The organism is Tabrizicola sp., assembly GCF_036781545.1.
Taxonomy (GTDB): Bacteria; Pseudomonadota; Alphaproteobacteria; order Rhodobacterales; family Rhodobacteraceae; genus Tabrizicola.
The window spans coordinates 1-15,116 of sequence record NZ_DAIQAT010000080.1; the positions used below are offsets into that span (position 1 = coordinate 1).

At 64.6% G+C, this 15,116-nt stretch carries 12 protein-coding genes; 11 read left to right on the top strand and 1 reads right to left on the bottom strand.

The features are described 5' to 3' along the window. From V7Q39_RS12720 to V7Q39_RS12760, 9 genes are all read left to right on the top strand, one after another. On the top strand, positions 1–3,217 hold a 3,217-nt coding region (locus V7Q39_RS12720), incomplete at its 5' end, for an LAGLIDADG family homing endonuclease (protein WP_333816964.1). Positions 3,218–3,331: 114 nt separating this feature from the next. Beyond that, positions 3,332–4,321 carry an MDR family oxidoreductase gene (locus V7Q39_RS12725; protein WP_333816965.1) on the top strand — a complete coding sequence of 330 codons (990 nt, stop codon included), beginning with the start codon at positions 3,332–3,334 and terminating at the stop codon, positions 4,319–4,321. 153 nt (positions 4,322–4,474) lie between these two features. Next, the gene (locus tag V7Q39_RS12730) at positions 4,475–6,334 is read left to right on the top strand and encodes an ATP-binding protein (protein WP_333816967.1); all 1,860 of its coding nucleotides are present in this window, start codon (positions 4,475–4,477) and stop codon (positions 6,332–6,334) included. 484 nt (positions 6,335–6,818) lie between these two features. Continuing rightward, positions 6,819–7,439, top strand: a complete 621-nt coding sequence (rpsD, locus tag V7Q39_RS12735) for a 30S ribosomal protein S4 (protein WP_333816968.1) — start codon at positions 6,819–6,821, stop codon at positions 7,437–7,439. 84 nt (positions 7,440–7,523) lie between these two features. Further along, positions 7,524–8,060 carry a TIGR00645 family protein gene (locus V7Q39_RS12740; protein ID WP_333816969.1) on the top strand — a complete coding sequence of 179 codons (537 nt, stop codon included), beginning with the start codon at positions 7,524–7,526 and terminating at the stop codon, positions 8,058–8,060. Between the two features lie 16 nt (positions 8,061–8,076). Next, the gene (locus V7Q39_RS12745; protein WP_333816971.1) at positions 8,077–9,492 is read left to right on the top strand and encodes a homospermidine synthase; all 1,416 of its coding nucleotides are present in this window, start codon (positions 8,077–8,079) and stop codon (positions 9,490–9,492) included. 84 nt (positions 9,493–9,576) lie between these two features. After that, complete coding sequence (gene hisC, locus V7Q39_RS12750) at positions 9,577–10,662, top strand: histidinol-phosphate transaminase (protein WP_333816972.1); 1,086 nt, start codon at positions 9,577–9,579, stop codon at positions 10,660–10,662. Continuing rightward, a complete protein-coding gene (locus tag V7Q39_RS12755) occupies positions 10,659–11,588 on the top strand; it encodes a prephenate/arogenate dehydrogenase family protein (protein ID WP_333816973.1) in 930 nt (309 codons plus the stop codon). Before hisC ends, V7Q39_RS12755 begins: the two co-directional genes overlap by 4 nt. 5 nt (positions 11,589–11,593) lie before the next feature. After that, positions 11,594–12,472, top strand: coding sequence for an extensin-like domain-containing protein (locus V7Q39_RS12760; RefSeq protein WP_333816974.1), 879 nt, complete (start codon positions 11,594–11,596; stop codon positions 12,470–12,472). Between the two features lie 122 nt (positions 12,473–12,594). On the opposite strand, the gene V7Q39_RS12765 is transcribed toward V7Q39_RS12760, so the two are convergent. Further along, on the bottom strand, positions 12,595–13,638 hold the full coding sequence (locus V7Q39_RS12765) for a DUF2125 domain-containing protein (RefSeq protein ID WP_333816975.1): 1,044 nt from the start codon (positions 13,636–13,638) through the stop codon (positions 12,595–12,597). A 63-nt stretch (positions 13,639–13,701) separates the two neighbouring features. Here V7Q39_RS12765 and V7Q39_RS12770 point away from each other — a divergent pair, with 63 nt between their 5' ends. Continuing rightward, positions 13,702–14,229 (top strand): gamma-glutamylcyclotransferase, encoded by a 528-nt coding sequence (locus V7Q39_RS12770; protein ID WP_333816976.1) that lies wholly within the window; start codon positions 13,702–13,704, stop codon positions 14,227–14,229. 67 nt (positions 14,230–14,296) lie between these two features. Next, positions 14,297–15,116 (top strand): biopolymer transporter ExbB (locus V7Q39_RS12775; protein ID WP_333816977.1); only part of this gene is annotated, 820 nt, incomplete at its 3' end.

The window sequence follows — 15,116 nt, forward strand, 5'->3', positions numbered from 1 at the left end:
GGGGTTCCGCTTCCTGCCCGCGGGGCGGATCACGGCGGGGGCGGGGACGGGGCGGTCGGTCACGCTCTTCAACTGCTTTGTCATGGGCACGATCCCGGACACGATGGCGGGGATCTTCGAAAGCCTGAAGGAAGCCGCGCTGACCATGCAGCAAGGCGGCGGGATCGGCTATGACTTCTCGACCATCCGCCCGCGCGGGGCGCCGGTCGCGGGGGTGGCGGCGGATGCCTCGGGGCCGCTGTCGTTCATGGACGTCTGGGATGCGATGTGCCGCACGATCATGTCGGCAGGCAGCCGCCGCGGCGCGATGATGGCCACGATGCGCTGCGACCACCCCGACATCGAGGCCTTCATCGAGGCGAAGAAGGACCCTGCCCGGCTGCGGATGTTCAACCTGTCGGTGCTGGTGACCGATGCCTTCATGGCCGCGGTCAAGGCCGATGGCCCGTGGGAGCTGGTCTTCGGCGGCAGGGTCTACCATACGGTTCAGGCGCGCGATCTGTGGAACCGGATCATGCGCTCGACCTTCGACTATGCCGAGCCGGGGGTGATCTTCATCGACCGCATCAATGCGATGAACAACCTTGGCTACGCCGAGACGATTGCGGCAACGAACCCCTGCGTCACGGCAGAAACCTGGGTTGCGACGACAGAAGGGCAGCGACAGGTCCGGGATCTGGTCGGACAGTCGTTTACCGCACTCGTCGATGGCAAGCCGTTCCGCAGTGGGCCGCAAGGCTTCTTTCCGACCGGCACCAAACCCGTCCTGCGGCTGACCACCACCTGCGGCCGCGAGTTGCGCCTGACTGCGGATCACAGGGTCCGCGTGGTCACCGACAAGACGCGCTGGCGGATGGATTGCGATTGGGTGGCCGCAACAGATCTCAGGCCCGGGGACGAAGTCGTGCTGCACGATCACCGACCCGCAGCCGTTGCCGCAGGCGCCGGGGATGCTTCGGGGTATCTGCTGGGCCTCCTGATCGGCGACGGGGTAATCCGCGAAGACAAGACGCTGATCTCGGTCTGGCCGCTGGCCGATTGTGTGAATGGAACGCCTTTCGACCATCCGGTGATGGCCAAGGTCGAGGCTCTGCTGCGGAAACTGCCGCACCGTGCCGATTTCTCAGGCTGGCAGGCAGTCGAGGGTCGGAACGAGTTCCGGATCGGCACGGTGGCGCTGCGGTCGCTTGCGGAAAGCTGGGGATTGTCGCGGGGCCGGAAAACCTTGACGCCAGAGATCGAGTCCGCGCCACCCGGTTTCGCTGCTGAAGTGCTCCAGGGGCTGTTCGATGCGGACGGGTCGGTGCAGGGCAGCCAGACCAAGGGCGTTTCGGTCCGGCTGGCCCAAAGCAGCCTTGCGCTCCTGGAGCGGGCGCAGCGCATGTTGCTGCGGCTTGGCGTCAACTCCACACTCTATCGGGACCGTCGCTCCGAGGGCGCACATGCCTTGCCAGACGGCATGGGTGGCGTTCGCGATTATCTTGTCGAAGCGCAGCATGAACTGGTGATCGCAAACGACAACCTGTCGGTTTTCGCAGAGCGGATCGGCTTCACGGATCGTGAGAAATCCACGCGGTTGACCAACGCGTTGTCAGGCTACCGTCGCGCCTTGAACCGGGAGCGGTTCACGGCCGAAGTGCGCGCGATCGCTCCGGATGGCGAGGCCGAGGTCTTTGACGTGCAAGTGCCGGAGGTGAACGCCTTCGATGCCAACGGTATTTATGTTCACAATTGCGGCGAGCAGCCCTTGCCGCCCTATGGCGCCTGTCTCCTGGGGTCGGTCAACCTGCCGATGCTGGTGCGCGACGCTTTCGAGGCTGAGGCCAGCATGGACATGCAGGCGCTCGACCGGCTGGTGCGGGTCGCGGTGCGGATGATGGACAATGTGGTGGATGCCAGCCGCTTTCCCTTGCCCCAGCAGGCGGCAGAGGCGCGGGCGAAGCGGCGGATCGGGCTGGGGGTCACGGGGCTTGCCGATGCGCTCTTGATGGTCGGGTGGCGCTATGGGTCGGAGGAAGCCGCGCGGGTCACGGAAACCTGGATGCACGCCATCGCGCGGGCGGCCTATCTGGCTTCGGTCGATCTGGCACAGGAGAAGGGCGCCTTCCCGCTGTTCGAGGCCGAGGGGTTCCTGGCCTCGGGCAACATGGCCCAGATGGACAAGGACGTGCGCGAGGCCATTGCCAGGCACGGAATCCGCAACGCCCTCCTGACTTCGGTGGCGCCGACGGGAACGATCTCGCTTTATGCGGGCAACGTCAGTTCGGGCATCGAGCCGGTCTTCGCCTATGCCTATACCCGCAAGGTCCTGCAAAAGGACGGGTCGCGGACCGAGGAGGAGGTGGTGGACTATGCGGTGCGCCTCTGGCGGCAGAAGCATGGCGACGCACCCCTGCTGGAGCATTTCGTGAATGCCCAGACCTTGCCGCCCTTGGACCATGTGCGGATGCAGGCGGCGGCGCAGAAATGGGTCGACAGCTCGATCTCCAAGACCATCAACTGCCCGGCGGACATCAGCTTCGACGCGTTCAAGGAGGTCTACATGGCCGCCTGGGACCAGGGCTGCAAGGGCTGCACCACCTATCGGCCGAACGACGTGACGGGATCGGTTCTGACGGTGTCGGAAAGCTCGGAAAAGGTGCCGGGCGAGGCGCCCGAGCAGACCCATGCCGTGACGGGGGGCGAGGTTGTCTACCTGTCGGAACCGCTGGACCGCCCGGCGGCCCTGGAGGGGCAGACCTACAAGGTGAAATGGCCGGGCTCGGAACATGCGCTCTACATCACCATCAACGACATCGTGACGGCAGGCCACCGGCGGCCCTTCGAGGTGTTCATCAACTCGAAGAACATGGAGCATTTCGCCTGGACCGTGGCGCTGACGAGGATGATCAGCGCGGTGTTCCGGCGGGGTGGGGACATTTCCTTCGTGGTGGAGGAGTTGAAGGCGGTCTTCGACCCCCGCGGCGGGGCGTGGATGGAGGGGCGCTACATTCCCTCGATCCTCGCGGCCATCGGCGGGGTGATCGAGCGCCATCTGATCGACATCGGCTTCATCGAGGGCGAGGGGCTGGGCCTGAAATCCGACCCCAAGGCCGAGGTGCTGCGGGTGGGCGAGGCGCCCCGGGGCAAGGCCTGCCCGGCCTGTGGCAGCTATGACCTGCGGATGGTGGAGGGCTGCCTGACCTGCGGGTCCTGCGGCCATTCGAAATGCGGGTGAGGGGCGGCTTCTGACGCCCGGATGCCTCTGGCAGAGATAGGGCGCGGCGGCTCCTTCGGGTTGACAATCCTGCCGCCGCACGGCGCAGTGGGGGTGGTTTTCGGGGAGGTCGTCATGTTCCGTGCTTTGGTTCTGGAGAAGGAGGGCGACGCCGCCGCCGCCCATGTCCGCGAGCTGGACGACAGCGCGCTGCCGTCGGGCGATGTGACGGTGGCGGTCGAATATTCGACGCTGAACTACAAGGACGGGCTGGCGTTGTCCCCGAATGGCGGGGGGATCGTGCGCCAGTGGCCGCATGTGGCGGGGATCGACTTTGCCGGGGTGGTGGAGGCGTCGGAGGATGCGCGCTACCGGCCCGGCGACAAGGTGGTGCTGACCGGCTGGCGGGTGGGCGAGGTGCATTGGGGCGGCTATGCCCAGAAGGCGCGGGTCAGGGCGGACTGGCTGGTGCCGCTGCCCTCGGGCCTGACGACGCGGCAGGCGATGGCGGTGGGGACGGCGGGGTTCACCGCGATGCTGGCGGTGATGGCGCTGGAGGAGCATGGGCTGACCCCCGACAAGGGCGCGGTGCTGGTCACGGGGGCCGCGGGGGGCGTGGGGTCGGTCGCGGTCGCGATCCTCGGCCGTCTTGGCTACCAGGTGGCGGCGGTGACGGGGCGGCCGGAGGCGGAGGGCTATCTGAAGGGCCTCGGGGCGAGCCGGATCGTGGCCCGGGAAGAGCTGGCCGAGACGGTGAAGCGGCCGCTGGAAGCCGAGACCTGGGCGGGCTGCGTCGATGCGGTCGGCGGTGCGATGCTGGCGCGGGTGCTGGGGCAGATGAAGCATGGCGGCTCGGTCGCCGCGGTCGGGCTGGCGGGAGGGGCCGCGCTGCCCGCCTCGGTGATCCCCTTCCTGCTGCGGGGGGTGAACCTTCTGGGGATCGACAGCGTGACGGTCCCCTATGAGCGGCGGGTGCGGGCCTGGGGGCGGGTGGTGACGGACCTGCCGATGGAGACGCTGGAGGCGATGGTCCGGGAGGTCGGGCTGGCGGACCTGCCGGAGCTGGGGGCCGCGATCCTGAAGGGGGGCGTGCAGGGGCGGGTGGTGGTGGACGTGACCCGCTGAGGGCTGCCCGCGCGCGGGCAGGTGGAGGGTGTGAGGGATTTCAAGGGGTTGGGTGTGGGCGTTAGGGGTTTGTTAAGGTTTGGAACGTAATTGCTCTAGTGCCTCAGGAGTATGATACTCAGCACAAAGCGCAACTCATAGGCAGAGCAGGCTATGGCACGCATTAATCTACCAAAGTTCATTTCGGAGCATTATAGAGCTGGCATTTCTGCAAGAGACGTCATCCGTGAAGCATTAACAAACTCCATACAGGCTGGAGCAAGGGAAATTTCGGTTGAGCTCATTTTCTCAGCTGCGCAGCCCGACCTTTTCGATGGCGACGAGAGGCGAGTTCTTGAAAAGATCATCATCGAAGATGACGGCGAAGGATTCACCGATGAGAATCTGAACTACTTCGACGAGGTATTCACTAACCATAAGGATGCCATAGGAGGCAAGGGTGTTGGAAGATTAGCCTTCTTGAAATATGCAAGCATTGTCAACATTCAGAGTCAGCTACCGACACATATGGTAACTTTTGACTATACACCAGAATTCACAGTGGAAGCTGTAACGAGACTCGCTCAAAGCGGACCGGCTAGAACAAGAATCTCTCTCTCCGGACTGAAGGAGCGGATCAATACTCAGGTAACAAAGCTTGTAAACTCGCTGTGTGATGATCTGAGGCTCTTCCTTTTCCTTAAGCATCAAGCAGGCCATAGCATTAGCCTCAGATTCACGCACAATTCAAAGCAGCCTTTCGAAGAAGTCTATCAGGTTTCAGGATCTGACATCCAGGCCACAGCAAAACGAGAGTTCGAGTTTTTGGGCCAGAATTTCTGTTGCTACTTGTTTCGCGATGAGCCCCCACGAAAGGGCATCGTTGCAATGCTCTGCGCAGATGAGCTCTGCATAGAGGAACTTCAAATAAGTAAGAGATTTGATGTCTGTCGCCACCTAATCTTTGTTACCTCGGACTACTTCAATAAACGATCCGACCTTGTGCGCCAAGAGCTGAAGCTGCCAAAAAATGAGAGTGAAATTGACTTCATCTCTCCAATCAGTAGAGAGAAGCTCTTCCCCAAGCTCCAGCAAGTATGCCTTGAAATGATCGAAAGCGAATCGAGCGGTGACATCCAGGAATTTAAGACAAGTAATGTCGAAAAGCTAAGAAAATACTATCCATATATCAACTTGGCTTCGCTTGGCGAGGAAGCAACACTTCTGGATGCGGACCAGATAGTAAAGACCTATCGCGCACAGTTGGCTCGACAGGAAGATCAACTCATGGACAAGCTCGAGGATGGCATCAAACCCTCACTGGATGACGTATCGCACCTAGCGAGTGAGGATTTGGCGCGCTTCATAGTTCATAGAGCACTGGTAATTGATTCTTTGTCTAACATGCCAGCAGATGCAGCGGAAGAGGCAATTCACAATGCAATTCTTCCGAAGAAGAGCCGAGGTGACGAAATAAGAGAAAATAACGTGTGGCTGGTTGACGATAAATTTCTATCCTATTCATCAATTTTTAGTGACGCGACTTTGCGGAAGATTGTCGAAGAGGTGGGACAGTTGATGGAATCTCGACAACTGAGAAAGCCAGACATTGCCGCCTTCTTCTCGAAAGATAGTGAAAGCCAGCCAAATAAACTTGTCATCATTGAGTTCAAAAAGCCGGGAGCTGACATTTTTGAGAGCAACAAGGCATTGACCCAGTGTCGTCTTTACGCGGGTGAACTTGCGGACCGAATCCCATCAGTTCGAGAGGTCTTTGCTTTTGCGGTAGTGGAGATAAGCGAAGAGTTTCATAGAGACATGAAGCAGACTGGCTTTCGTGATGTCTTTTCTCTGCAGGATAAAGTTGTTTATAATGACTTTCAGATTGGAACGACTAACGAAGTACCGCTGCATCTCTACGTTATGCCAGCATCAGCATTGGTAAAGGACGCGCGTGCGCGAAACAAGGTTTTTGAAGATGTGCTGAGATTCAATTTGGCTGGGAAGAGCGGGCCAACTATAGGTGAGGCGTAGCCGCAGCAATGGATTGGGAGGCCCTCGGCCCGGAATCAAGGGCGTAAGCCCGCCGGGCCGCGCCCTCTCTCCCCCCGGGAGGGCGCTCTTGCAGCGGTGGTCGGTAGAACTGCGGGGGGAGGGGTTGAGCCATAAAGCGCGTCGATCCGGCGTTGCGGCGCCCGCCCGAGGGAGGGCGCGGCCCTCTCGGTGCGCGGGGTGGGCGGTGGGGTGGTGCGCACCCTACGTGGGGTGATCGGGTGGGGTGGTGCGCCTGAAGGCGCACCTTACGAGTCGGGGTGAGCCCCGACCTGCGGATCGGAGGGGGCTGTTGACACCGCCGGGAGGGCGTCTATAAGCGCGGCCACGTCCCGGAAGCGATTCCGGGGCTTTTCATTGGTGTTGGTGGCCCCCGCAAGGGGATGCCTGTCGCCCCGGATCACGTCCGGGGAAAGGACAACGCCCTTCATCGTCGCGCAAGCGACAACATAGAAGGAGATCAGCGGTGACCAAACGCACCTCTGCCAAGTACAAGATCGACCGCCGCATGGGCGAGAACATCTGGGGCCGTCCGAAATCCCCGATCAACAAGCGCGAGTACGGCCCGGGCCAGCACGGCCAGCGCCGGAAGAACAAGCTGTCGGACTTCGGCACGCAGCTGCGCGCCAAGCAGAAGCTGAAAGGCTACTACGGCGACCTGACCGAGAAGCAGTTCCGCAAGATCTATGGCGAAGCCGAGCGTGTGCGCGGCGACACCGGCGAGATGCTGATCGGCCTTCTGGAGCGCCGTCTGGACGCGGTGGTCTACCGCGCCAAATTCGTGCCGACGATCTTCGCGGCGCGTCAGTTCGTGAACCATGGCCACGTCCTGGTGAACGGCAAGCGCGTCAACATCGCCTCGTACCGCGTGTCGGAAGGCGACGTGATCCAGGTCCGCGAGAAGTCGCGCCAGATGGCGGCCATCGTCGAGGCCATCGCGCTGACCGAGCGCGACGTGCCGGACTATCTGGAAGTCGACAACAACAAGCTGACCGCCAAGTTCGTGCGCACCCCGGGCCTGGGCGACGTGCCCTATCCGGTGCAGATGGAACCGAACCTGGTCGTGGAATACTACGCCAAGAACTGATCCATCGGTGCGCTATAGCGCACCCTATATTCGGGGCCGCGCCGCGAGGGTGCGGCCCTTTTCATTTCCGGCAGGGAGAGCGCGATGATCGACAAACCCAGTATCGAGACCCGTTTCGAGCGGGGGCTCTACGGCAGCCGCTGGCTGATGGCGCCGATGTACCTGGGGCTGGCGATCTCGCTGGCCATGCTGGCGGTGGTCTTCGTGAAGGAGCTGGCCTATTACCTGCCGAAGATGCTGGAGCTGACGGCGGACCAGGCGATCCTGGCGGTGCTGACGCTGATCGACCTGTCGCTGGCGGCGAACCTTCTGTTGATCGTGCTGTTCTCGGGCTACGAGAATTTCGTCTCGAAGTTCGACTTCGACACCGGCGCGGACCGGCCGTCCTGGATGGGGAAGGTGGATTTCTCGGGCCTGAAGATGAAGCTGATCGCCAGCATCGTGGCGATCTCGGGCATCCATCTGCTGAAGCTGTTCATGTCGCTGGGCAAGCCGGACACGACCTATTCCGCCAGCCCCGAGACGATGCGCTGGATGGTGATCATCCATTTGACCTTCGTCGCTTCGGGCGTGCTGCTGGCGCTGATGGACTGGCTGACCTCGCTGACCAAGGAACATTGACGAAAGGGACGGGCGGATGACGCAGGAGGTTCACGCAACCGTCGAGGGCGCGCTGGTGATGATCGGCTTCGGGTCGATCGGGCGCGGCGTGCTGCCGCTGATCGAGCGGCATATCGGCTTCGACCGGGCGCGGATGGTGGTGATCGAGCCATCCGCCGACTATGCGCCGCTCTTGCAGGAGCATGGCATCCGGCATCTGCAGGTCGCGCTGACGGCGGAGAATTTCGCCGGGGTGCTGTGCGGGCTGTTCCCGGACGGAACGGGGATGATCGTCAACCTGTCGGTGGACGTGGATTCCATCGAGTTGATGAAACTGGCGCAGACGATGGGGGTTCTCTACATCGACACGGTGGTGGAGCCCTGGCCGGGGTTCTACTTCGGCTCGCCGCTGCCGAATGCCGAGCGGACGAACTATCCCCTGCGGGAACGGGTGCGGGAGCTGGGCAAGGCCTATGCGGGCGGGCCGACGGCGGTTTCCTGCTGCGGGGCCAATCCGGGGATGGTGAGCTGGCTTCTGAAGGAGGCGCTGCTGCGGCTGGCGGCGGATACCGGTGTTCCGGCCGATCCGCAGTCGCGCGAGGACTGGGCGGGGCTGATGCAGCGGCTGGGGGTCAAGGGCATCCATATCGCCGAGCGCGATACGCAGGTGTCGGCCCGGCCGAAGCCGCCGGGAGTGTTCGTGAATACCTGGTCGGTGGACGGTTTGCTGTCCGAGGGGTATCAGCCCGCGGAACTGGGCTGGGGCACGCATGAGAAGAAGCTGCCGCCGCTGGGCCATGCCTTCGACAACGGGCCGGGTTACGCCATCTGGATCGACCGGCCCGGCGCGGATACCCGCGTGCGGTCCTGGTGCCCGGAGGTGGGGCCGCAGTATGGGCTGGTGATCACCCATAACGAGGCGCTGTCGATCCCGGACTATTACACCGTGCGGGACGGGGGCCGCGCGGTCTACCGGCCGACCTGCCACTACGCCTATCACCCCTGCAACGACGCGGTGCTGTCGCTGTACGAGGCCAACGGGGCGGGCAAGCTGCCCGAGGCGCAGCATATCCTGACGGCGGAGGAGATCACCGGCGGGGGCGATGACCTTGGGGTGCTGCTTTACGGCCATGCCAAGGGGGCGATGTGGTATGGCTCGCGCCTGTCCTGCGCTGAGGCGCGGCGGCTTGCGCCCTACCAGAACGCGACGGGGATGCAGGTGACGTCCGCCGTGCTGGCCGCGATGGTCTGGGCGGCGGAGAACCCGGGCGAAGGCTTCGTCGAGGCCGACGAGATGGATCATGCCCGCTGCCTGGCGGTCCAGCGCCCCTATCTGGGCAGCGTCGAGTGCCACTACACCGACTGGACGCCGTTGCAGAACCGGATCAACCGCTTCGCCGAGGATCGCGACGACCAGGACCCCTGGCAGTTTGTCAATTTCCTCGCGGTGTGACGCCGCAGGGCGGGTCAGGGGGCTGAACCCTCTGGCCTTGCGCGCGGCGGGCGGGTAAACGGAGCCTCGACCCAGGGGGCGATGATGAACGACCAGATCAAGCCGCAGCCAGGCATCCTTGATATCGCCCTTTATGAGGGCGGCAAGGCGCATGTGGCGGGCGTGGCCAATGTGGTGAAGCTGTCCTCGAACGAGAATCCCTTCGGCCCCTCGGACAAGGCCAAGGAAGCCTTTGGCCGCACCGTGCATTCGCTGCACCGCTACCCGGTGACCGACCATGCCGATCTGCGCGCGGCGATTGCCGAGGTCCATGGTCTGGACGCGGGCCGGATCATCTGCGGCGCGGGGTCGGACGAGATCATCACCTTCCTGTGCCAGGCCTATGCCGGGCCGCGCGACGAGGTGGTGTTCACCGAGCACGGGTTCCTGATGTACCGGATTTCCAGCCTCGCCGTGGGGGCGACCCCGGTCGAGGTGCAGGAACGCGAGCGGACCGCGGATGTGGATGCGATCCTGGCCGCCTGCAACCGGCGCACCAAGCTGGTGTTCCTTGCCAACCCGAACAACCCCACCGGCACGATGATCTCGGCGGCGGAAATCGCCCGGTTGGCCGAGAACCTGCCGCCGCAGGCGCTGCTGGTGCTGGACGGGGCCTATGCCGAATATGTCGAGGGCTATGATGGCGGCGCAGCGCTGGTCGATGCGCGCGACAACGTGGTGATGACGCGGACCTTTTCGAAGATCTACGGCTTGGGCGGCCTGCGGATCGGCTGGGGCTATGGACCCCGCCATGTGATCGACGTGCTGAACCGCATCCGGGGCCCGTTCAACCTGTCGACCACGCAGCTGGAGACGGCAGAGGCCGCCGTGCGCGACCAGGAGTTCGCAGCGAAGTGCCGCAGCGAGAACACCCGGATGCGCAGCTGGCTGGCCAATGCGCTGGCCGAGATCGGGGTGCCGTCTGACACGTCGATGGCGAATTTCATCTTGGCGCGATTCGCCAGCCAGGAGGAGGCCGAGGCCTGCGATGCCTTCCTGCAGAAGCAGGGGCTGATCGTGCGCCGGGTGGCGGGCTACAAGTTGCCGCATTGCCTGCGGATCACCATCGGGGATGAATCCTCGTGCCGTCAGGTCGCCCATGCGGTGGCGCAGTTCAAGGGGGTCCGGTGAGCGGCGTGATCTATCCCCGCGTCGCGCTGATCGGGCTGGGGCTGATCGCCTCTTCCATGGCGCATGCGATGCGTGCGGGCAGGCTGGCGGGCGAAATCGTGGGGTATGCCAAATCCGCCGAGACGCGGGCCGTGGCGCGGGACCTGTTCTGCGACCGCGTGACCGAAAGCGCCGCCGAGTCGGTGCAGGGCGCGGATCTGGTGGTGCTGGCAGTACCGGTGGGCGCGATGGAGGCGATTGCCGCCGAGATCGCCCCGCATCTGAAGCCGGGGGCGACCGTGACCGACGTGGGCTCGGTCAAGCAGGCGGTGGTCGATGCGGTGGCGCCGCATGTTCCGGCGGGCGTGCATTTCATCCCCGGCCACCCGCTGGCCGGGACGGAATATTCCGGGCCGCGCTCGGGCTTTGCGACGCTGTTCAAGAATCGCTGGTGGCTCTTGACCCCGCTGCCGGACACCGATCCTTCCGCGATCGCGCGGCTGCGGGGCCTGTTGGAAGCGATGGGCGCGAATGTCGACGAGATGGATGTCGAGCATCACGACCTGGTGCTGGCCGTGGTCAGCCATGTGCCCCATGCCATCGCCTATACGATGGTGGGCGTGGCCGATCACATGCGGCGGGTCTCGCAGTCCGAGATCATCAAGTATTCCGCCAGCGGTTTCCGCGACTTCACCCGGATCGCGGCCAGCGACCCGGTGATGTGGCGCGACGTGTTCCTGACCAACAAGGAGGCGGTGCTGGATATCCTCGGCCGCTTCGCGGAGGAGCTGTTCGTGCTGCAACGCGCGATCCGGATGGGCGATGGCGAGCATCTGCACGCCTATTTCACCCGCACCCGCGCCATTCGCCGGGGCATCATCGAGGCGGGGCAGGACACTGCCGCGCCGGACTTCGGCCGCGCGGCCCCGCCCGCGCAAGAGGGCTAGGGCCGGTGCGGCGCGGCCTGCTTCTGCTGTGCCTCTGCCTTGGGCAGGGCGCGCTGGCGCAGGAGATTGACCGCTCGCCGCTGCCCCCGGCAAATCCGCGCCTCGCTGGGGTAATGGCGGCGGCGCCCGCTGAATTGGCCGTGTCTGCCAAGGTGGACCCCACCGCGGACACCGCCCCGCAGGGCAGCATCCTGCTCAGCTCCCTGCGCCCGGTGCCGCGCCCGAAGGCACTGACCGCCGGCCTGGCGGCGCTGAAGGCCACCTCCAACGCGCCGGGGCTTGACCTGTCCGGGAAGGCGCCGGACGACGGGATCGAGCTTGCCGCCATGCCGCCGCCCTCGAAGAAGGAAGAGCGGAAGAAGAAACGCGACATGGCGTCGAAGAAGGGTTCGGTCTGCGGCGTCGCCTCGATCAAGGGTCAGGAGATCGCGCCGATCCGGTCGAAGGTGAAGGGCTGCGGGGTCGACGATCCGGTGGCGATCACCTCGGTCGGCGGCGTACGGCTGAGCCAGGCGGCGACGGTGGATTGTTCCATCGCCAAGGCGCTGGACCGCTGGGTGGAAGAGGTCGCGCAGCCCGCTTTCAACGGCAACCTGGTCGAGATGCGGGTCGCTGCGCACTACTCCTGCCGCAGCCGCAACAACGTCAAGGGCGCGAAGATCAGCGAGCACGGCAAGGGCCGCGCCATCGACATCGCGGCCTTCGTGCTGTCGAACGGCAATGTGCTGACGGTGGCGGAGAACTACAACAAGCTCTTGCGCCGGATCTACAAGGCTGGCTGCGGCTATTTCATGACCACGCTCGGCCCCGGGTCGGACGGGTATCACGAGGATCATTTCCACTTCGACACCTCGGCCCGGCAGGGCGGGGCCTACTGCCGCTAGATCGGGATGAGCCTTTGCGGAAGCGCGGTCGGGATAAGATCGAGCTCTGCGCCAAGTCCAAGAATTTTCTAGAAACTCCTGGACGCGGGCCGACAGGCCGGTCCGAGGATCGTTGCTGTGGTCTAGCCGGTCGGCGGGACCATCCGGGGCGCGGGGCCCAGCGGGAAGGGGCCGAAGCTCATCCAGCCCTCGGCCAGTTTCACCGTCAGGGGCAGGACCGTCGCGTCGGGCGACTGCCCCGCAAGGGCCTGCATCCCGCGGGCGATGGTCGGGGCCATCTCGGGCTTGACCAGACCCGCCGCGACCAGAAGGGAGGGCACGCGGTCCCAGTTGGTGATCTCGAACCTGATCTCGCCCGCGGCAAAGCCCTGGTCGTCGGCCTCGATCTGGCCCTTCGCCGTGGCGGCGAGCTTGCCCCAGGCGAAGGTGAAGCGGTTGACCTCGAGACGGGTGAGATAGGGCTTCTTTTCCCCCGCATGGCGGTCGAGCGGTGCGGAGAGGGTCAGGAAGACGCTTCCCGACAGGCTCTCCACCACATCCGGCAGGTCCGGGGGCGGCAGGTCCGGGATCGCCACCGCATTGACCCTTGCCGTGAAGCCGGCGTCCGGGGTCACTTCGGCGGCATCCAGCGACAGGACATAGGTGTTGGGGGCGTCGCCCGCGCCGGGCAGGTCTTCATCGGCGCTGATCGAGGCGACGCTGCGCCCTGCGCCGACCGTCCAGCCCGCCGTCGAGCTTGCCGTCAGGTGGTTGGTTTCCAAGATCACGGCCGCGAGCGGCAGGTCCAGTGCGGGCTTGGCCCGGAAGCTGGCGCGCAGGCCTTCGGAACCCACTGTCACCACCTGATCGGGCAGGGCCAGCTGGCTTTCCGGGGGGAAGGCCGCGATGATGTGCCAGGGTTTCCAGGTCATCGCGAAGACCTGCACGAAGGGGGCTGTCCAGCCGATACCGGCGGTCGGGTCGGCCAGGTGCAGCCCTTCGACGGTCAGGTCGAAGCGGTTCGGGTAGCCCGCGACCGTCACAGCCGTCTTCTCCGCCACCAGCCCCTGCGCGGCGGCGTCGGCGAACCAGTTGTTCACCCCGTCGCGCACCGCCTTCGAGCCGACGAACCAGTAGCCCGACCATAGGGCCAGCAATGCCACCATCAGGAACAGAAGCTTGCGCATGGTGCGGCCCTTTTCATTGCCCCTGTGCCGGTGTTTACAGGGCGAAAGGCAACAGGGCCAGCCATGCACGACACACTCTGGGTCTTCGGCTATGGATCGCTGATCTGGGACCCCGGTTTCCCGGTCGCCGAACGCCGCATCGCGCGGCTGGATGGCTGGCACCGCAGTTTCTGCATGCGGTCGATCCACCATCGCGGCACGGTGGAGAACCCCGGCCTCGTCCTCGCACTGGACCGGGCCGAGAGCGCAAGCTGCACCGGTGTCGCCTTCCGCGTCTCGCCCGGCGAGGAAGCCGCCACCCTTTTCGCCCTGCGCGAACGCGAGCTGATCTCTTCCGCCTATCTGGAGATGACGCTGCCCGTCAGCACCGATGCCGGACCGCTGGACGCCCTGGCCTATGTCATCGACCCCCACCACGTGCAGTACTGTCGCCTCGACCGCGAGGAACAGGCCCGGATCATCGCCACGGCCATCGGCGGGCGGGGTGCGAATCGTGACTACCTCTGGTCCACCGCCGCGCATCTGGCCGAACTGGGCATCCGCGATGCCGAGCTTGACTGGCTGGCCGACAGGGTCCGCGGGCTGGGCTGACCTTTTGCTTGGCACCCCGCGGCATCCTGCTAGAGTCCCGCGCAAGGCAGGCGAACCAGAGGGCAGCATGTCCCAGACAGAGCACCGGAGCGGGGTCTCGACGACCTTCTCGCAGCCGATCCGGGCGATCACCACCATGCTTCTGGTCTGCATCCTGGTGGGGGCGGGGGCCTGGCTGATCCATGGGCGGGTGCTGTCCATCCTGGACACGAACCCGGTCCTGAACGGCTTGATCACCTTCGTCTTCGTGGTGGGCGTCCTGTCCTGCTTCTGGCAGGTCTGGATTCTGGCGCAGTCGGTCTACTGGATCGAGAATTTCGTGCGCGGCACGCCGGGGACCGAAGACATGGCGCCGCCGCGCCTGCTGGCGCCGCTTGCCGCGCTGCTGCGCTCGCGTTCGGCGCGGATGTCGATCTCGTCCACCTCCTCGCGCTCGATCCAGGATTCGGTCGTCCAGCGAATCGACGAGGCCCGGGATATCACCCGCTACCTCATCAACCTGCTGGTCTTCCTTGGCCTGCTGGGCACGTTCTGGGGCCTTGCCACCACGGTTCCGGCGGTGGTCGACACCATCCGGTCGCTGGCCCCGCAGGAGGGGCAGAGCGGACTGGATGTCTTCGGCAAGCTGATGACCGGGCTTGAAAGCCAGCTTGGCGGGATGGGAACGGCCTTCTCCTCCTCGCTTCTCGGCCTTGCCGGGTCGCTGGTGCTGGGGCTGCTAGAGCTGTTCGCGGGCCACGGCCAGAACCGTTTCATCCGCGAGCTGGAGGAATGGCTGTCCTCGATCACCCGGCTGGGCTTTGCCGGCGATGGCGAAGGGGCCGACCAGAATGCGCTGGGCCTTCTGGTCGACCACATGGCGCAGCAGATGGAGGAATTGCAGGCGC